A 17,364-nucleotide genomic window follows, 5' to 3' on the forward strand; every position below is an offset into this window, starting at 1 on the left:
TATGGGTTGCTGACAATGCGTTTCAAACTCTCGATCCCGGCATGGCTGTCGATTTTTGCGATAGTTGGATCTTTTCTTGCCACAAGCTTGCCTATCGCACACGCTCAGGAAGAGCCGACTGGACTCGAAGACGCACTGCCTACCGAGCAGCTGGCGCAGGTGAAAATTGTTGGTTTCGGCGATAGTTTAATGGCGGGATATCTTCTGCCTTCCAATGCGGCATTCCCTCAGCAGCTTGAAAAAGTGCTCGATGAAAAGGGCTACGAAGTCACCATTGAGAATGCGGGCGTGTCAGGCGACACAACCACCGGCGGCCTTGCTCGCATCGACTGGTCGATCCCCGATGGCACCGACCTGGTGATCCTTGAACTTGGTGCTAATGACGCATTGCGGGGAATTTCACCTGACATCACCGAGAAAAATCTCGATGAAATGTTGTCGCGCCTTAAGACACGCGGCATCTCCGTTATCCTCGCAGGCATGATGGCGCCGCCCAATATGGGCAAGGATTACGCTGATAAATTCAATCCGATCTATCCCAAGCTCGCCCAGAAATACGGCGTGCCACTCTATCCCTTCTTTCTGGAAGGCGTTGCCGCACAAAAGGAATTACAGCTGGAAGATGGCATGCATCCCAATGAAAAAGGGATTGAAACCATGGTCGCGAAGTTTTTGCCTATGATCGAGAAGAACCTGAAGGATATACAAAAGACGGGGACATCCGGCGGTTGATATTGTGGGGCGAGATAAACAGCTTGCCTCCGACAGCGAAGAATGATTCGCTAGAAGATGTAGAACGATTCGAGGAGGATGCCTTATGCCGCGTCTCTTTACTGCCCTCGAAATCCCGCGCGACGCCGCGCTTTCGCTCTCGTTATTACGAGGCGGTCTTCCCGGCGCGCGCTGGATTGATGTCGAAAACTACCACATAACCCTGCGTTTTATTGGAGATGTGGAAGGCCACGTGGCCGATGAGATTGCCAATGCGCTTGATCGCGTAAGGCGTCCCGAATTCATGCTCAACCTGTCGGGTGTCGATGCTTTTGGCTCCAAAAAGCCGCACAGCATCTATGCGGGCGTATCCCCCTCATCTGAACTCAACGCATTGCAAGGTGAAATCGAACGCATCTGCCAGAGGCTTCGCATTCCTGCTGATCCGCGCAAATTCATACCCCATGTGACTTTGGCGCGATTGAGAAATGCCCGCATTGATGATGTGGTGCATTATCTCTCTTCACGCGGCAACTTCTCGACACTGCCCTTCAAAGTAGGTCGCTTCGTGTTGATGTCGTCACGTGATTCTGTGGGCGGTGGACCTTACGTTGTTGAAGAGGCCTGGCCTTTGATCGCTGCATCACGCCAGAACTGGTCAGCCAACGCATTGGAAGACGCCAGGATCATCCGGTAAACCTCTTCGAAATCCCCGATCTGACCGTAATAAGGATCGGGGATTTCAACCGGCCTTCCTTCGGCGATGTCGGTGAGAAGTCCGACACGGGCACTCGCGTTTGCTGGCTGTCGCTGGCCGATCATCCGCATGTTGTAGTGATCCATACCCAAAATAAGATCAAAACGCGTGAAATCAGCGGCGATCAGCTGACGGCAACGTTGGGCTGAGATATCAAGACCATGACGTGCAGCAACCCGGATCGAACGATCGTCAGGTTCTTCGCCTGTGTGATAACCATTTGTACCCGCAGAATCGATCAGCACATGATCAATTCTGCGCTGTTTCAGCACTTCGCCCATCACACCTTCTGCAAGCGGCGAACGGCAGATATTGCCTGCACAGACAAAAAGGATACTGGTCGGGGCTGAATGGGTCACGAAACTCTCGCAGCTATGATAAGTTGATACCAGGGACCCAACATAGGCAAAAGACGATGGCACGCAACAGGTTGACAGAAGAAGAGCTGAAAGAAGCGCTCACTGACCTTGAAGGCTGGCAGAAAGTCGAAGGCCGCGAAGCCATCCAAAAAACTTTCAAGTTCAAGGATTTCAATGTGGCTTTCGGCTTCATGACACGCGCAGCACTTCACGCCGAGAAGCTCGACCACCATCCAGAATGGTTCAATGTCTACAATCGTGTCGATGTTACGCTTTCGACCCATAGTGAAAACGGTATCACGGAACTTGATATCAAATTAGCGCGCAAGATGAATACATTTATCTGAATCTATTCAAACCTTTGAAATATAAACTATAATAATCTTTTTCTGGAAGTTGAAGCTGCCATCACGGTTTCGGCATGAGTAAGGCAGCACCTTCGCCAGATCGACCTTTTCGTTCCAGTTCTGCCCCAACGCACCGCCATTCACGCTTCTGATAAAAACGTCCCCAATGGCAATGGCCGAATGAAATATGTGCCCGGCTCTGACATCATAGAAGCCGATTGCTCGTCCATAGGGCAGCGCCGAATAGCCATTCCACAGCTCTCCAGCTTTGAAATTCAGCAACGGAATCCAGTTTTGTCCAGATGTGCCGCGTAATGTATGCTCTGAAATACCAGCGCCCAGTAGGAACCGCATATAGGCGGTAATGTCGTAGCAAATGCCATCCATTACATCGATATTGACCTGATCGCCAATATCCTGTGCCGCGGCCAGTTGATGACCGCGATAGAACTGACTTGACCGGTCGGTGCGCACAAAGTTTTCGCCATAGCCGGTTAGATGCATAGAAAATCTCCACTTAATCAGATCGGGCAGATCGAGAAACCGCTCCGTTTTGGCTAAGGCTATATTCCTGTGATTTGGGAGAGTTGGTGTAGCTGACGGTTCTCTCAGGGGAACCACAACCCCAAATCTTGAAAAGTGGTCGCAATATTCCCATCTGCAGTATCGTCATGTCTTAGCTAAAAAGCGCATCCCGAAAAAGTGAAACAGTTTTCGGACGAAGTGTGCGGTAAAAAGCGCGTTAACTGGCTGACAGGAGTTTGAACGAAAGATGGATAGCGTCAAAATTGATGAAATCCTCGAACCCGGCGATGAGGGAGACTTCAACAATCGCAGCGAGCGGGTGAAAAAAGGATTCTGGAAGACCGCACGCCGTGCCGGTCGCATGGTCCCGTTCATGGATGAGGTCGTAGCTGCCTATTATTGTGCGCTCGACCAGAACACACCGACGCGCGTGCGTATGACACTGATGGCAGCGCTTGCCTATTTCGTTCTGCCTTTCGATGTCATCCCCGATATGTTGGTCGGCATCGGCTTTACCGATGATATTGCAGTGCTGATGGCGGCTCTGACTGCAGTTCGCACGCATATTACCCCGGCACATAAAATTGCCGCCCGTGAGGCCCTGCGCGACGAGGAAGAGGCAGCTTAAAGCAACCTCCAGTCTTCACATTTTTGTTATGGGGCATCATCACGATGATGATGCATTGACGCGATATGACAAACTCTTGCCGCTTTCTTTTGGATGAAGTTGGCAACGGGATCGCGGGGCCTTGGCCTGACTGCTCAAGTTTTCTTTCAAAACTTCACCGTTTGGTAACCCAGATTAAGGCACATTAAGGGTCACCAAACGGGACGGCGTGTTGAACGGCGACATCCCGATATTCGACTTTGAAGCAAACGAAAGAGAACCGGTAAAAAACCATGCTTGGAAAATCGATCGTCGCGGCTTCGGTGTTCACGATTGCAATGGCGGGCTCGGCTCTCGCCCAGACACCGACCCAGATTAAGCAGTTCGACGCCTGGGGCGCCTACAGCTATCAGTCAGGCAATGGCAAGGTTTGCTATGTCCTGTCCGTTCCGACGCAGAAAGCGCCAGCCAATGTTGATCACGGCGACAACTTCTTCCTCGTGAGCCAGAAGCCAGGGCAGAACATCAGCTTTGAGCCACAGTTCATGGCTGGCTACGAGCTGAACGCCAATGCGAATGCCAAGGTCATCGTCACCATTGGAAACCGCAATTTTACAATGTTCGTCAACGGCAAATCCGGCTGGATGGAAAACGCCGCCGAAGAGCCACAGCTGATTGCAGCGATGCGCGGTGGTTCAGATATGAAAGTGCAGGCACAGTCCAAGCGCGGCACCAAGACCAATTACACCTATTCGCTCAAAGGCATTTCGGCAGCACTCGCAGCCATTCAGAAGTGCAAATAAGCCAGTCGGTTCAAGCTAAATTACTAAGCCGGGGCTCCGCTCCGGCTTTTCTTTTCGATACCGAACCTATCATACTGCATATCAGCTAAAACATAGAGCGGGATGACGGAGCGAATATTGTGTGCTATGTCCGCGCGCAACAGGCTCGCATAATCAAATGAACGAGCCCATATATCCATGTAATTGGTAGTGTTTATCGGCGCGCTTTATGCGGCGTCCTCAACAGTTGAAAACAGATGTCCATTTCATTCGACTTAACCATTGATGATACGCGCGACCAGCTTGCCCGCCGTGTGCGCGCAAATATGGAGCAAAAGCCGTCGCTCATCGGCATGTCGCGCGAAGAAATGGCCGAGGAGCTGCTCAAGGTCGGCGTAACGCCAAAGCAGGTCAAGATGCGCATCGCGCAGCTCTGGCATTGGCTCTATGTGCGCGGCGTGTCCGACTTTGCAGATATGCGCAATATCTCCAAGGACCTGCGCGTTCTTCTGGCCCAGCATTTCACCATTGCGCGTCCGGAAGTCGTTGAAGAACAAATCTCGCAGGATGGCACGCGCAAATGGCTGTTCCGCTTTCCGCCTCGTGGCGCTGGACGCCCCGTCGAAATCGAATGCGTTTATATTCCTGAAGAAGGTCGCGGTACGCTCTGCATTTCCTCACAAGTAGGCTGCACGCTGACCTGCACTTTCTGCCATACCGGCACACAGAAGCTGGTACGTAATCTCACCTCAGAAGAAATTCTGGCACAGTTGATGACGGCCCGGGACCGGCTTGGCGATTTTCCAGACACGAACACGCCAGACGGCGCCATCGTTCCGGCCGAGGGACGCAAAGTTACCAATATCGTTATGATGGGTATGGGCGAGCCGCTTTATAACTTCGAGGAAGTGAAAAAGGCTCTGCTGATTGCGTCTGATGGCGATGGGTTAGCGCTTTCCAAGCGCCGCATCACGCTTTCAACTTCAGGCGTTGTGCCAGAAATCTACCGCACCGGCGAAGAAATCGGCGTGATGCTGGCAATTTCGCTTCATGCGGTGCGTGATGAATTGCGCGACCTTCTGGTGCCGATCAACAAAAAATACCCGCTGGAACAACTCCTCAAGGCTTGCCGCGAATATCCGGGTCTGTCGAATGCCAAGCGCATTACGTTTGAATATGTGATGCTCAAGGATGTGAATGACAGCATGGAAGACGCCAAGCTTTTGGTAAAGCTTTTGCGCGGGATTCCTGCCAAGATCAACCTGATCCCATTCAACCCATGGCCTGGCACCAACTACCAGTGTTCCGACTGGGAGCACATTGAACGCTTCGCTGATTACGTGAATGCTGCAGGCTACGCCTCGCCGATCCGTACCCCGCGCGGCCGTGATATCCTTGCTGCCTGCGGTCAATTGAAGTCGGAATCGGAACGCATGCGCAAGACTGAACGCCTGGCGCTCGAAGCCATGATGATTGCCGGACACGGAGACTAAGCGCGTTTGACCGATACATTCGATTACATCACGCGTTTTGTTGTTATTGTTTTCGGCTATTGCTGCGCGGTTCTCGCCGCAGGCTATTTTCTTGCCGCGGTTCTTTACGGCCAGTTCGACCTCAACGCGTTGCTCCGGCACGATGTTGATGGTAACGCCGCTTTCAACCCTTTTGTTGGAAATTGGGGCTCTGAAGGTTTTAAGGCTGCATTGCACTTGGGTGGATTCTTCTTTGCAGGCATTGCAGGCGTATTCAGCTTTTTCCCAGCACTTGGAATGGTCATCTATAGTGAGACCAAGCCTGTAACATCTTCGCTTTTCTATTGCGTAGGTGGACTGCTGATCAGCTTGTTTGCCATGATCTCAATCGGCCTTTTCACATGGCAGATGGAACCGATCGATTCATTCTCTGTCATGCTTTACACCACCGTCGCCTGCTCTGGCATTGTCGGCGGCTTCGTTTATTGGCTGATTGCCGGTCGCAAAGCCGGACGATTGTTAGCCCGCCCGGCTGAATAGCGATTTACTTAGCCTGTGCGGTGATGATTTTCAGCGCGAACGCTGAGAAAACACCGGCGAAAAGCCAATCCACAATCCGTGTGACCGTTGGGTTTTTCTTGAGAAGACCGGCAAACCTGTCTGCTGCAACCACCATAGGAATGGTGAAAGGCAGCGCTAGCGGAATGAACGACAGGCCAAGGAAGAACAGTTTTCCCATGGCGTGCGGATCATGTGCCGAAACGAACTGCGGCAGGAAGGTCATGTTGAACAGAATGATCTTCGGGTTGAGCAGATTGATGCCAAGCCCCGTCGCCCAATTCTGAACCAGCGTATGCTTCTTGCCGCCGTTTTTTTCCGGCGAGAATGCCGAACCTTTGCGGATCGCCTGCACTGCAAGCCAGACGAGATAAACTGCACCCACCACCTTCAATGCAGTGAAGGCTGCAGGCGAAGCGAGGATGAGCGCTGAAAGCCCAAGCGCTACCATGCTCGTATGCACAACAATGCCGGTGCTTGCACCTGCCATACAGGCAAAACCGGCTGCCTTACCTTCAGACAAGGCACGACCGACAAAAAGCGTCATATCCGGGCCAGGCGTTATGGATAAAATTGCAGTGGCGATCACGAACTGGACGAAGATGGTCCATTCGGGAATGAAGGTCAGATTTGTCAGAAAAGACATCGAGAGGCACTCCGAGAATTCGCGGCAAGCTAACGCGAATTCATTTCCGCCGCTATAGGATTTTTTAAGCCTTCTTGGAGACTCTTATTTATGCGTATGCGACCCACCCGCGATAGGTGAAAGACGCATAAAAAAGGCTCAGATTTTTGAAGCCCGCATCATGTATCAGCGTCTCATCCTGTTGCGGCGTAAGAATATGCAAACGCTCATTGATTGCAGCACTGGCTTTCACTGCACTTGCCAGATCGACACCGGAATCATTCAAAAAGGCAGAATAGCGCGACAGCCACAATGCTCGCTCATCAGCATCCTCTTGCTCAAAACTGAAATGCGCCATGATAAATGGTGCGTCGAGTTTCAGACGTCGATAAACGTCTGCAAGAGTTTGTCTGCGCGTTTCCTCATCGAGAAAATGCATGGTCAGCAAACAGACCGCTCCATCAAACGGTCCCAGAGCTGCGCTGTCGATATAGCCTTCCTGGAAATTCACGCGATCCGTATTAGGGCCAAGACTTTGCCGCGCCAATTCCAGCATTTCTGCGGAAGGATCGACACCTTCAAAGGTCCAATGCGGATGATTTTCAGCAAATAGCTTGAGTTCAAGACCACCACCCGCACCCAACACCAGAATACGTGCGGTATCGGGGACGTGTTCAGCAAGCAGCAAACGAGTCATACGCTGCATATCCCGAAAACCCGGCACAGCCTTCGGCGGCCCTTCTACATAATGCGCGACAACCTGCGGATCGTTAAATGGATTGCTTGATTTATTCATGTAACTTTTATAGTTACAAATCAAGATGGCAGTCAAGACTGTCCATATTGGCAGATGAAGCTTTCTTTTCGCCGACAAAGCGCCATCCGGCTTGCGCGCGGCTTAGCAACTGATAAAAGAACTGCAACATCCTGTTCTACAGCCCTTTGGGCTACAATCGCATCTCAGACGGAAGTGAACTATGAGCAAGCTGAAAGACGTTAAAAAGGTCGTTCTCGCCTATTCCGGCGGTCTCGACACCTCGATCATCCTGAAATGGTTGCAGACTGAGCTTAACGCAGAAGTCGTCACCTTTACCGCCGATCTTGGCCAGGGCGAAGAGCTTGAACCAGCACGCAAGAAAGCTGAAATGCTGGGCATCAAAGAAATCTTCGTTAAGGACGTGCGCGAAGAATTCGTGCGCGATTTCGTCTTTCCGATGTTCCGCGCCAATGCCGTTTATGAAGGCGTCTACCTGCTCGGCACATCGATTGCCCGCCCGCTGATCTCCAAACACCTCATTGAAATCGCCAAGAAGACCGGCGCCGACGCTATTGCGCACGGCGCAACCGGCAAGGGTAACGATCAGGTTCGCTTTGAGCTTTCCGCTTATGCGCTGAACCCGGACATCAAGATCATCGCTCCATGGCGCGACTGGACATTCAAGAGTCGCACGCATCTGCTCGAATTTGCTGAACAGCACCAGATCCCGGTTGCCAAGGACAAGAAGGGCGAAGCGCCGTTCTCCGTCGATGCAAACCTGCTGCACTCTTCGTCTGAAGGTAAGGTTCTGGAAGATCCGGCAATCGAAGCGCCTGAATATGTGCACATGCGTACGATTTCGCCAGAATCAGCACCTGATACACCAACCATCATCAAGATTGGCTTTGAAAAGGGTGATGCCGTTTCGATCAATGGCGAACGTCTGTCGCCTGCCACACTGCTTGCCAAGCTCAATGATTATGGCCGAGACAATGGCATCGGTCGTTTAGACCTTGTTGAAAACCGTTTCGTGGGCATGAAGTCGCGCGGTGTCTACGAAACCCCAGGTGGAACGATCCTGCTGGCTGCCCACCGTGCCATCGAGTCGATCACGCTCGACCGAGGGGCTGCGCACCTCAAGGATGAGCTGATGCCACGTTATGCAGAGCTGATCTATTACGGCTTCTGGTTCTCACCGGAGCGCGAAATGCTGCAGGCCGCTATCGACCTCAGCCAGCGCCACGTTGAAGGCGAAGTCACGCTCAAGCTCTATAAGGGCAATGTGATCGTGACTGGCCGTGAAAGCGATAAGTCGCTTTATTCCGACAAGCTCGTCACATTTGAAGACGATCAGGGCGCTTACGATCAGAAGGACGCAGCAGGCTTCATTAAGCTCAATGCACTTCGTCTGCGTACACTCGCAGCGCGCGACCGTCGCTAGGCCTTTAAAAGCACGACAAAAAGCCCGCCTCCCGGCGGGCTTTTCAATTCAAGAATACCTAAAAGACACACAGACATGGGGCATGAGATTTTGCTTCTCTATCTGGCGCTGCCTGCCTGTATTTTACTCGGCATTTATCTGCTGATCCGCTGCGTTTCCATCCTATGGAAAATCATTGCGCCTAATGTCCGTCACCGTTTTCCAGCTGATAGCCAGACGCAAAATTTTCATTTGCCAAAGGTAGGGCGATATATGATCAGCATCGTGTTTCCGCCGTTCACTGTTCTCACTGGAACGGCTTATTTCTCAGCCCAATTCACTATCAAAGCACACGCGTCTGGCACACGGGTTCCCTATCACTCCGCAAGCCGTTCTCTGCTAAGCGTCAGACGTACAGATATGCGCGGCTATGCTGCTCACGCCTTGGGTTATTTTGATTGCAACGTGCCGGGTGATTACGAGATTACCTGTCTTAATCCTGAAAATATCCGTGCGAATTTCCAGCTGGAAGTATCACCTCACGTTTCCTTTCTGAAGCTCGCGCCAGTCATTTTAGGAACCATTCTTGCAGCAGGAATGAGCATAGGTGGAACGATTGTTTCGCTACTTTGGATGACTGGCAGGATTGGTTGAGATTCAGCTGGCGTGCTTGATACCCGCCAGCATCTTTTCCTCGCCGGGGCGCAAGGTCAGCACCCGAACGCCATTGGCAGTGACAGCCACGGTATGCTCGAACTGCGCCGACAATTTTCCGTCGCGCGTTACCACCGTCCAGCCGTCCTGTTTCGTCTTCACCTTGGCTGCGCCTTGATTGAGCATTGGCTCGATGGTGAACACCATACCTTCACGCAAACGCTCACCTGTGCCCGGCTTGCCAAAATGCAGAACCTGCGGCTCCTCATGCATCTCGCGTCCAATACCATGCCCGCAATATTCGCGCACCACACTGTACTCATGACGCTTGGCGTATCGCTCGATGGCATAGCCAATATCGCCCAGCGTTGCACCGGGACGCACAGCGGCAATCCCCTTCCACAGTGCCTCATAAGTCACACGGACCAACCGCGAGGCAAAGGGAGCAACTTCACCAATCATGTAAGTCTTACTGGAATCGGCGATATAGCCATCCTTCTCCAACGTGATATCGAAATTGATGATCTCGCCATTCTCTATTGTGTCATCATTCGATGGCATCCCGTGGCAGACGACCTCGTTCTTCGAGGCATTCAACACATAGGGATAATCATACTGCCCTTTACTGGCGGGCCGCGCATTCAGATCCCGCGTGATGTAATCCTCGACCAGATCATTCACCTGCATCGTTGTCATGCCAGCAAGCGGCGTGCGGTCAAGGAGCGCAAAAACCGAGGCCAGCAATGCTCCCGATACTGCCATCTTTTCCACTTCGGCAGACGTCTTGGTCATGATGGCCTGACCACCATGACGGAAAGCTCTACCTGCGCTGCACGCAATTGCATCTGAACAATTTCATTGAATGACATGTCGGGATTGGCCTGCGCCAGCATGCCGATTTTCATCCAGTATTCGGCTTGTGCATTGATCGAGCGACACATGACATCGCTCGCCTTGCGCACTTCCTCATGCAGTTCGTCGTCGATTTTCACAATGCCCATAGCTCTACCCAGTTAAGTGATCCGTATGCGAAATATATATGTTTCGTATATACGCGTTTATCAGGTTTTCTCAATCATCGTTGTATCATAAAATGAATTGATTTTAATATGGCGCCATACTATATGGTGCCGTATGGATATTATAGAGCAAAAACATCACGCCCTGTTGAGCGAACTGAAACGTCGGAACAGCCCTTCTATGGGCGACCTCAAAACCTGTTTTGAGGTCTTATCTCTAGCTGCGGCAATAGACCGGGATTGCGCCAATAGGCTCGCGCCCCACAAGCTTTCTGAAGGTAAGTTTGTTCTGTTGTTTTTGTTGCAGAACGCACCTGATGGCCTTTCTCCGCACACACTTTCAGAGCGCGCGGGTGTAACACGCGCGACGATCACCGGCCTGCTGGATGGGCTGGAGCGGGATGGCTTCGTCAAGCGTCATTCCGACATGCAAGATCGCCGTAAGCTGACTATCCAGCTGACGCCCGAAGGCGCCCAACTGGCGCAACAGCTTTTCGATGAGCATACGACGTGGATTGCAAGCCTGATGAGCGATCTTTCTCTCGGCGAACAACAACTTCTGAGCACATTGCTACGTCGCATCTGGAGCCGCACCGATGCGGGACGCTCTTTCAAGATCAACGACACCTTAAGGGAAATGACATGACCTATTATCTCGCCGAGCTTTATTCTCCGAAATCGAGCTGGCACGCACTGAGCCCTGAAGACAGGCAAGCCTTCTTTGAAAAAGTCGGCGTAGGTATGGGTGGTCTTGCAGCTCTTGGTATCGAAGCCCTGGCTCTAGGTCCCGTTGATGCAACAAAGCCTTATGCACCGAAACAGAGCTTCTTTGCCATCTGGCGTTTTCCAGACGAAGCAGCACTCGATATGTTGATTGCCGGAATCACTGCTACCGGCTGGCACGATTATTTTGACACCATCAATGCAACAGGCGCAGGCACTGATCTTCCCGGCCATCTTGCGCAATTGGCAGCTGTGCCTTTCAAAGAAGCAGCCTGACCTGATAGATCCGCGGCTATAAATGCTCCGCCTTAGAGAGGCTATCTGATAAAACCAGATCGAAATACCCTCTAAAACGGAGCATTTTTCTTATCCACATTTCCTCACAGCTGATGCCGCTTGACTCTTGCTTCACACGATTCAATACTAGAACATATAGAGAACAAATGATGGAATCTAAACGTGAGCGGCATCGACATCGCGGCGTTGCGGTGCATGGTTACGGCCATTGAAGGCAACGACCCACAAGACAGTTTTGCAAATGAGGCACTCACGGGCTTCGGACGTGCGCGCAGCTTCACACTTGGTTTTCCCGGTATAAATGATGCTTTTCCGCATGGTCTTGCAGGCGATGCACTGCATGAGGTTTTTGCTGAAAACCCCGGCGCACATATGGCGGCAACTGGCTTTGCACTGGCGCTTGCGTTGCGGGCTTCGCAGGCACAAAGGCCGATCATATGGATCGAGGAAGAAAGCGCATCAAACGAATATGGCGGACTTTATCCGCCGGGCCTTCATGCCTTCGGTATTGATCCGTCGCGTCTTTTGATTGTGCGATGCCCCACTGCACAAGACGTGTTGAAGGCGGCGGGTGATGTATTGGTAGCAGGCAACGGCAGCAAGGCAGCGCACCTCGTTGCGGGCATCGTTGCCTCAGTGACAGGCAAACCGAAGTGTCTGGATCTCACAGCCTCGCGCCGTCTGCTTCTAGCGACCGAGACGGCCCAGCTTCCAGCGATTTTACTGCGTAGCCATCGGAGTGCAGTGCAAAGTGCCGCTGTCAGCCGTTGGCGTATAGCCCCTGCTCCGTCGCAGACCAGTGGGGCAAATGCGCCAGGAAAACCTGCCTTTGCAGCCGTTCTGGAGCGGAATCGCCACGGCACATGTGGTCAGTGGATCATGGAATGGAACAATGAAACCCTTGAATTTGGTGCAAGAGAAAGAGCAGGCCGAGCGTTCGTTCCTCGCACTCTGGTTCCCCTTTCTGCCGACGGATCGGTTACGCCGCGTCGCATCGCCTGAAACTGTGCGTAATCTGCCGCTTGTCGTCACTGAACGCACCGCCAATGCGCTACGAGTGACAGCAGTGGATGCAGCTGCAGCCACGCTCGGCATCTTTCCCGGCATGGCGCTGACTGATGCACGCGCACGGGTGGAGATGCTTGATGTGGCACCTGCCATGCCGGAGCGCGATGCAGCCCTCGTCAATCACCTTGCTCATTGGTGCGAGCGTTACACGCCGCTTGTGGCGTTCGACCCGCCGCATGGTTTGATGCTTGATATTACGGGTTGTGCCCACCTCTTCGGTGGGCTTGCAGCCATGCGTATTGATGTGACGAAGCGCATGGAACGAGCAGGCTTGTGCGTACAGGCAGCGATTGCCGATAATGCTTTTGCCGCACGGCTTCTGGCGCGCGGAACCAAAGGCGGTGTGTTTGACCTGGCACAAGCCGATGCGCTTTTGCCTCGCCTGCCGCTTTCTTCCCTTGAACTGGCAGAGGCCAGTGAGACAGGTCTCAAACGTGCAGGCCTCAAGCGCCTTGGCGACGTCATGCAGCTTCCGCGCTCTGCCCTTACGGCCCGTTTCGGTCCTGATCTTGCGGCCAAGCTTGACCGACTGGCACGGCAGACGCGCGCGCCGATTTCGCCACTGCGTATGATGTCGCTTGCCACTGTCGAGCACAGGCTTTCGGAGCCGATCACCGTCATGGAGCTTATTGAGCAGATATTACAGGAACTGGCACAGGAACTGTTCGCGAGGCTTGAAAAAGACGGTAAGGGCGCAGTCCTCATTGAAGCATCTTTTTTTCGGGTGGATGGTCAGGTTCGCCATATTCGGATTGAAACGGGTCAGCCTTTGCGCGACATCCGGATTTTCTGGCGTCTTGCGCGCGAGCGGCTGAATGCGCTGACAGATCCGCTCGACGCGGGTTTCGGCTTCGACATGATCCGGCTTGCCGCCCTTCGCAGCATCACACTCGCGCAGCATCAGACCGGACTTGATCAGCACGAAGAAGACGATGCCGGCTTCAGCCAGCTCATTGATCGATTGTCAGCACGGCTGGGTCCACAGCGCGTTCTGGTCACATTTCCACGAGATACCCATATGCCAGAGCGTGCCTTTGGCCTGCGGGCTGCTCTTCATTCGACGCGTCAAAATGAGGCAAGTTATCAAAGTGCTGCCGTCCTGCCAGGCGATCCGCCTGCACGACCTATAAAGCTGTTTCATCCACCACAGCTGATTGAGACAACAGCCGAAGTACCCGACAGTCCACCCTCGTTCTTCATATGGCGTCGGGTCCGTCATCATGTGCGTCTTGCCGAAGGACCTGAGCGGATAGAACAGGAATGGTGGCTCTCTATCGGTCAGACAGCCCAGGACTTGCGCGATTATTATCGGGTTGAAGACGAAGACGGCCAGCGATTCTGGATTTTTCGCGAGGGGCTTTATGTGGGCGATAATCTGCCACGCTGGTTCCTGCATGGGTTATTCGCATGATAAACCGCTATTATGAAATGGCTGCGGCCTCCAATTTTTCATTCCTCAGTGGTGCATCGCATCCGCAGGAACTGGTGGAGCAAGCCTATGCACTTGGGCTATCCGGCATAGGAATAGCCGATCGTAACACGCTGGCCGGGGTGGTACGGGCGCACGCTGCCTGGAAGAGTTTTCGCGACACGTGCAGCTTCCGGCTTTTCATCGGTTGCCGACTGACCTTCATTGACGGAACGCCGGAGATGGTGGTTTATCCGCGTGATCGTTCAGCCTATGGTCAGCTTTGTCGGTTGCTCACAGAGGGCAAGACACGCGCTGCAATCAAGGGCGAATGCCATCTTCTTTGGGCAGACTTACAGTTTCGGGCACGACAATTCCAGATCGCTGTGTTTCATCCCGAAAATCCGGGACCTGAGTTTTCAACCCGGTTGGCAGGCATCGCTACCGCAGCACCCGGCTGCGTCTGGCTGGCGCTTGCCATGCCGCATCAGGGGCAGGACGGACGACGCGCAGAACAGATTGCCCGTATTGCAACCGAAACCGGTGTGCCTCTTCTCGCCACCAATGACGTGCTTTATCATCATCCCGACCGCCGCGCTTTACAGGATGTGTTGACCGCCACACGCCATCACACATCCGTTTTTGCCGCTGGTCGGCTGCTTGAGAAAAATGCCGAGCGCCACCTGAAACCAACCCATGAGATGGTGCGGCTGTTTCGAAACTATCCGCAAGCAATCGATGCCACGTCCGACTTCACTGCCTCCATCACCTTCCAGCTCGATGAACTGAGTTATGATTATCCTGATGAGCCAGTGCCACCAGGCAAGACACCGCAACAGCATCTGCATGATCTCGCATGGGCAGGCGCTGCCCGGCATTATGGTGCGGATACGATACCGGAAAAGGTCAAAGGGCTGATCAACAAGGAACTAGCGCTGATCGAACAGCTCAACTATGCGGCCTATTTTCTAACCGTCAATGACATTGTGCAATATGCGCGCTCCAAGAAAATTTTGTGTCAGGGGCGCGGCTCAGCAGCCAATTCCGTGGTCTGCTTCTGTTTAGGCGTTACCGGCGTGGACCCGACTGAAGTGGATCTTCTGTTTGAGCGTTTCATTTCGGCCGAACGCAAGGAACCGCCGGATATCGACGTCGATTTCGAGCATGAGCGGCGCGAAGAGGTCATGCAATATGTTTACAGGCGCTATTCGACTGATCGTGCGGCCATTGTAGCGACTGTTATCAGTTATCGTTCGCGCAGCGCCATTCGCGATGTCGGCAAAGCACTGGGACTGACCGAAGACGTCACAGGCGCGCTTGCCAATACAGTCTGGGGCATATCGGGCGGTGGGATCGACAAACAGCATATCCGACAGGCGGGGCTTGACCCCGACAATCCGATCATAAGGCGCGCGGTAGAACTGGCGCTGGAGCTGATCGGCTTTCCGCGCCACCTTTCGCAACATGTCGGTGGCTTTGTACTCACCCGAGACCGGCTGGATGAGACTGTGCCAATTGGTCCTGCGGCGATGGACAAACGTTCTTTCATCGAATGGGACAAGGACGACATCGACGAAGTGGGCTTGATGAAGGTCGATGTGCTGTCACTTGGCATGCTTACCTGTATTCGCAAAGCCTTCGATCTCATTCACACGCATAAGCCTCAGCATTATGATGGCAAGAAGCTGACGCTCGCCACACTGCCGCGCGAGGACAAAGCCGTCTACGACATGCTTTGCAAAGGCGATTCGCTCGGCGTGTTTCAGGTGGAAAGCCGCGCACAGATGAACATGCTGCCACGCCTGCGCCCACGAACATTCTACGATCTGGTGATTGAAGTTGCCATCGTGCGCCCAGGCCCTATTCAGGGTGATATGGTGCATCCCTATCTGCGGCGGCGGAACGGTTTGGAGCCGGTGATATACCCCTCTCCGTCACCAGAGCATGGGAAGCCCAACGAACTACGCAATATTCTGGAGAAAACCAAAGGCGTGCCGCTGTTTCAAGAGCAGGCCATGCGTATTGCCATAGAGGCCGCAAAGTTCACGCCCGATGAAGCCAATCAGTTGCGCCGTGCCATGGCAACCTTCCGCAAGATGGGCACCATCCATACCATGCAGGAGAAGATGATCGACGGCATGGTGAACCGTGGCTACGACCGGACGTTTTCCGAGAACTGCTTCAACCAGATCAAGGGATTTGGCGAATATGGTTTTCCCGAAAGCCATGCGGCGAGCTTTGCGCACCTCGTCTATATTTCCGCATGGCTTAAATGCCATCATCCAGAGGTGTTCGCGGCAGCTCTTCTGAATTCCCAGCCCATGGGGTTTTATGCGCCTGCCCAGATCGTGCGCGATGCGCGCGAGCATGGTGTGACGGTGTTGCCTGTTGATGTGAATTTAAGCCAGTGGGACAATATTCTGGAGGATACGCTCGATATTCGACCAGCGCTTCGGCTCGGCTTTCGCCAAATCGATGGACTATCCGAAAATGCTGCAAAACTTCTGATTGCCGGTCGGCATGAGTCTTACCGTACCATTGAGGACATGCATCGACGCCTGCGGATTGACAGGCGCGCCTTCACGCTGCTTGCCGATGCCGATGCTTTCGGCTCACTCGACATTGACCGGCGCGCAGCCCTCTGGGCCGTACGTCGTCTGCCCAATGATGAAACACTGCCACTGTTCCGTGCCGCCGAAACAAGTGAACTGGCGGAAGAGCCAAAAGCCCACCTGCCAGCGATGGCAGCGTCCGAACATGTGATTGCCGACTACGAGACGACGCGACTTTCACTCAAGGGACATCCGCTACAATATCTGCGCGAAGGTCTGGCTGCGACAGGAGTCTCGACCTGTCACGCCGTGCAAGAGGGAGGCAATGGCCATCGCATGAAAGTGGCCGGTATTGTCACCGTACGCCAGCGTCCCGGCAGCGCCAAGGGCGTGGTGTTTCTCACCATCGAAGACGAAACAGGCATTGCCAATATCGTCGTCTGGCCAAAAATCATGAAGGCTTTTCGCCGTGAGGTGATGGGCGCTCGTCTCATCCGCATTGAAGGCCATGTCCAGCGCAGCCCTGAAGGCGTCGTGCATCTGGTGGCCGCAAAGCTCGAAGACCATTCAAACGCACTGATCGACTTAAGCGGTCGCGACCCGCAACGGCTCATTGCGCCATCACAGGCTGCGCATCACCCGAGAAACGTAAGAATTATGCCGAAATCCCGCGATTTTCACTAGAGCATTTCTGGATTAAGTTGAAGCATGATAAATTCTCTA

The 17,364-nt window shown here is 53.3% G+C and carries 20 protein-coding genes; 14 read left to right on the plus strand and 6 right to left on the minus strand.

Features of this window, described 5'->3' with window-relative positions; genetic code table 11:
• The first annotated feature begins 15 nt into the window (after positions 1-15).
• Both QBD00_RS04615 and thpR read left to right on the plus strand, forming a co-directional pair.
• Complete coding sequence (locus QBD00_RS04615) at positions 16-732, plus strand: arylesterase (protein WP_151095606.1); 717 nt, start codon at positions 16-18, stop codon at positions 730-732.
• 85 nt (positions 733-817) lie between these two features.
• On the plus strand, positions 818-1,408 hold the full coding sequence (gene thpR / locus QBD00_RS04620) for an RNA 2',3'-cyclic phosphodiesterase (RefSeq protein ID WP_095445852.1): 591 nt from the start codon (positions 818-820) through the stop codon (positions 1,406-1,408).
• On the opposite strand, the gene QBD00_RS04625 is transcribed toward thpR, so the two are convergent.
• Positions 1,318-1,827 (minus strand): low molecular weight protein-tyrosine-phosphatase, encoded by a 510-nt coding sequence (locus QBD00_RS04625; RefSeq protein WP_244923272.1) that lies wholly within the window; start codon positions 1,825-1,827, stop codon positions 1,318-1,320. The genes thpR and QBD00_RS04625 overlap by 91 nt on opposite strands.
• Before the next feature lie 56 nt (positions 1,828-1,883).
• Here QBD00_RS04625 and QBD00_RS04630 point away from each other — a divergent pair, with 56 nt between their 5' ends.
• Positions 1,884-2,174: a 4a-hydroxytetrahydrobiopterin dehydratase gene (locus tag QBD00_RS04630; RefSeq protein ID WP_318578767.1), complete on the plus strand. Its 291-nt coding sequence runs from the start codon at positions 1,884-1,886 to the stop codon at positions 2,172-2,174.
• 6 nt (positions 2,175-2,180) lie between these two features.
• Here the strand turns inward: QBD00_RS04630 and QBD00_RS04635 are convergent, their stop codons facing one another.
• Positions 2,181-2,678 carry a hypothetical protein gene (locus QBD00_RS04635; protein ID WP_095445849.1) on the minus strand — a complete coding sequence of 166 codons (498 nt, stop codon included), beginning with the start codon at positions 2,676-2,678 and terminating at the stop codon, positions 2,181-2,183.
• Between the two features lie 268 nt (positions 2,679-2,946).
• Between QBD00_RS04635 and QBD00_RS04640 the strand changes: the two genes are divergently transcribed.
• The 4 genes from QBD00_RS04640 (at position 2,947) to QBD00_RS04655 (ending at position 6,100) form a co-directional block, all read left to right on the plus strand.
• Positions 2,947-3,327, plus strand: coding sequence for a YkvA family protein (locus QBD00_RS04640; RefSeq protein ID WP_095445848.1), 381 nt, complete (start codon positions 2,947-2,949; stop codon positions 3,325-3,327).
• 272 nt (positions 3,328-3,599) lie between these two features.
• A complete protein-coding gene (locus QBD00_RS04645; protein ID WP_024898243.1) occupies positions 3,600-4,109 on the plus strand; it encodes an invasion associated locus B family protein in 510 nt (169 codons plus the stop codon).
• A gap of 236 nt (positions 4,110-4,345) precedes the next feature.
• Positions 4,346-5,581, plus strand: coding sequence for a 23S rRNA (adenine(2503)-C(2))-methyltransferase RlmN (gene rlmN, locus QBD00_RS04650; protein WP_318578768.1), 1,236 nt, complete (start codon positions 4,346-4,348; stop codon positions 5,579-5,581).
• A gap of 6 nt (positions 5,582-5,587) precedes the next feature.
• Positions 5,588-6,100 (plus strand): hypothetical protein, encoded by a 513-nt coding sequence (locus QBD00_RS04655; RefSeq protein WP_318578769.1) that lies wholly within the window; start codon positions 5,588-5,590, stop codon positions 6,098-6,100.
• 4 nt (positions 6,101-6,104) lie between these two features.
• Here QBD00_RS04655 and QBD00_RS04660 read toward each other — a convergent pair whose 3' ends face one another.
• Positions 6,105-6,764, minus strand: coding sequence for a LysE family translocator (locus QBD00_RS04660; protein ID WP_095445845.1), 660 nt, complete (start codon positions 6,762-6,764; stop codon positions 6,105-6,107).
• A gap of 88 nt (positions 6,765-6,852) precedes the next feature.
• Positions 6,853-7,539, minus strand: a complete 687-nt coding sequence (locus QBD00_RS04665; RefSeq protein ID WP_318578770.1) for a class I SAM-dependent methyltransferase — start codon at positions 7,537-7,539, stop codon at positions 6,853-6,855.
• Positions 7,540-7,720: 181 nt separating this feature from the next.
• On the opposite strand from QBD00_RS04665, the gene QBD00_RS04670 reads away from it, so the two are divergent.
• Complete coding sequence (locus QBD00_RS04670) at positions 7,721-8,941, plus strand: argininosuccinate synthase (protein ID WP_318578771.1); 1,221 nt, start codon at positions 7,721-7,723, stop codon at positions 8,939-8,941.
• A 75-nt stretch (positions 8,942-9,016) separates the two neighbouring features.
• The gene (locus QBD00_RS04675) at positions 9,017-9,574 is read left to right on the plus strand and encodes a hypothetical protein (protein WP_318578772.1); all 558 of its coding nucleotides are present in this window, start codon (positions 9,017-9,019) and stop codon (positions 9,572-9,574) included.
• 3 nt (positions 9,575-9,577) lie between these two features.
• Here QBD00_RS04675 and map read toward each other — a convergent pair whose 3' ends face one another.
• Both map and QBD00_RS04685 read right to left on the minus strand, forming a co-directional pair.
• Positions 9,578-10,366 carry a type I methionyl aminopeptidase gene (map, locus tag QBD00_RS04680; RefSeq protein WP_095445842.1) on the minus strand — a complete coding sequence of 263 codons (789 nt, stop codon included), beginning with the start codon at positions 10,364-10,366 and terminating at the stop codon, positions 9,578-9,580.
• Positions 10,363-10,575 carry a ParD-like family protein gene (locus tag QBD00_RS04685; protein WP_318578773.1) on the minus strand — a complete coding sequence of 71 codons (213 nt, stop codon included), beginning with the start codon at positions 10,573-10,575 and terminating at the stop codon, positions 10,363-10,365. The genes map and QBD00_RS04685 overlap by 4 nt, the downstream gene beginning before the upstream one ends.
• Before the next feature lie 133 nt (positions 10,576-10,708).
• Here QBD00_RS04685 and QBD00_RS04690 point away from each other — a divergent pair, with 133 nt between their 5' ends.
• The 5 genes from QBD00_RS04690 to QBD00_RS04710 all read left to right on the plus strand — a co-directional run bounded on the left by QBD00_RS04690 (position 10,709) and on the right by QBD00_RS04710 (position 17,325).
• Complete coding sequence (locus QBD00_RS04690) at positions 10,709-11,239, plus strand: MarR family winged helix-turn-helix transcriptional regulator (RefSeq protein WP_095445840.1); 531 nt, start codon at positions 10,709-10,711, stop codon at positions 11,237-11,239.
• On the plus strand, positions 11,236-11,592 hold the full coding sequence (locus QBD00_RS04695) for a DUF6616 family protein (RefSeq protein WP_095445839.1): 357 nt from the start codon (positions 11,236-11,238) through the stop codon (positions 11,590-11,592). Before QBD00_RS04690 ends, QBD00_RS04695 begins: the two co-directional genes overlap by 4 nt.
• Before the next feature lie 183 nt (positions 11,593-11,775).
• Positions 11,776-12,615: a hypothetical protein gene (locus QBD00_RS04700; RefSeq protein ID WP_318578774.1), complete on the plus strand. Its 840-nt coding sequence runs from the start codon at positions 11,776-11,778 to the stop codon at positions 12,613-12,615.
• Entirely contained in the window at positions 12,506-14,092 is a 1,587-nt protein-coding gene (locus QBD00_RS04705; RefSeq protein ID WP_318578775.1) for a DNA polymerase Y family protein, read from the plus strand. The genes QBD00_RS04700 and QBD00_RS04705 overlap by 110 nt, the downstream gene beginning before the upstream one ends.
• Complete coding sequence (locus QBD00_RS04710) at positions 14,089-17,325, plus strand: error-prone DNA polymerase (protein WP_412534980.1); 3,237 nt, start codon at positions 14,089-14,091, stop codon at positions 17,323-17,325. Before QBD00_RS04705 ends, QBD00_RS04710 begins: the two co-directional genes overlap by 4 nt.
• Positions 17,326-17,364 lie beyond the last annotated feature (39 nt).

This window comes from Ochrobactrum sp. AN78 (genome assembly GCF_029909885.1).
Lineage (GTDB): Bacteria > Pseudomonadota > Alphaproteobacteria > Rhizobiales > Rhizobiaceae > Brucella > Brucella quorumnocens.

Excerpts from the sequence above, each read along its gene's own strand:
- QBD00_RS04630 (WP_318578767.1), top strand. The coding sequence starts at position 1,884 with ATGGCACGCAACAGGTTGACAGAAGAAGAGCTGAAAGAAGCGCTCACT.
- QBD00_RS04670 (WP_318578771.1), top strand. The coding sequence starts at position 7,721 with ATGAGCAAGCTGAAAGACGTTAAAAAGGTCGTTCTCGCCTATTCCGGC.
- QBD00_RS04695 (WP_095445839.1), top strand. The coding sequence starts at position 11,236 with ATGACCTATTATCTCGCCGAGCTTTATTCTCCGAAATCGAGCTGGCAC.
- QBD00_RS04685 (WP_318578773.1), bottom strand. The coding sequence starts at position 10,575 with ATGGGCATTGTGAAAATCGACGACGAACTGCATGAGGAAGTGCGCAAG.
- QBD00_RS04660 (WP_095445845.1), bottom strand. The coding sequence starts at position 6,764 with ATGTCTTTTCTGACAAATCTGACCTTCATTCCCGAATGGACCATCTTC.
- QBD00_RS04640 (WP_095445848.1), top strand. The coding sequence starts at position 2,947 with ATGGATAGCGTCAAAATTGATGAAATCCTCGAACCCGGCGATGAGGGA.
- QBD00_RS04615 (WP_151095606.1), top strand. The coding sequence starts at position 16 with ATGCGTTTCAAACTCTCGATCCCGGCATGGCTGTCGATTTTTGCGATA.
- QBD00_RS04690 (WP_095445840.1), top strand. The coding sequence starts at position 10,709 with ATGGATATTATAGAGCAAAAACATCACGCCCTGTTGAGCGAACTGAAA.
- map (WP_095445842.1), bottom strand. The coding sequence starts at position 10,366 with ATGACCAAGACGTCTGCCGAAGTGGAAAAGATGGCAGTATCGGGAGCA.
- QBD00_RS04710 (WP_412534980.1), top strand. The coding sequence starts at position 14,089 with ATGATAAACCGCTATTATGAAATGGCTGCGGCCTCCAATTTTTCATTC.
- rlmN (WP_318578768.1), top strand. The coding sequence starts at position 4,346 with ATGTCCATTTCATTCGACTTAACCATTGATGATACGCGCGACCAGCTT.
- thpR (WP_095445852.1), top strand. The coding sequence starts at position 818 with ATGCCGCGTCTCTTTACTGCCCTCGAAATCCCGCGCGACGCCGCGCTT.
- QBD00_RS04675 (WP_318578772.1), top strand. The coding sequence starts at position 9,017 with ATGGGGCATGAGATTTTGCTTCTCTATCTGGCGCTGCCTGCCTGTATT.
- QBD00_RS04635 (WP_095445849.1), bottom strand. The coding sequence starts at position 2,678 with ATGCATCTAACCGGCTATGGCGAAAACTTTGTGCGCACCGACCGGTCA.
- QBD00_RS04665 (WP_318578770.1), bottom strand. The coding sequence starts at position 7,539 with ATGAATAAATCAAGCAATCCATTTAACGATCCGCAGGTTGTCGCGCAT.
- QBD00_RS04705 (WP_318578775.1), top strand. The coding sequence starts at position 12,506 with ATGAAACCCTTGAATTTGGTGCAAGAGAAAGAGCAGGCCGAGCGTTCG.
- QBD00_RS04645 (WP_024898243.1), top strand. The coding sequence starts at position 3,600 with ATGCTTGGAAAATCGATCGTCGCGGCTTCGGTGTTCACGATTGCAATG.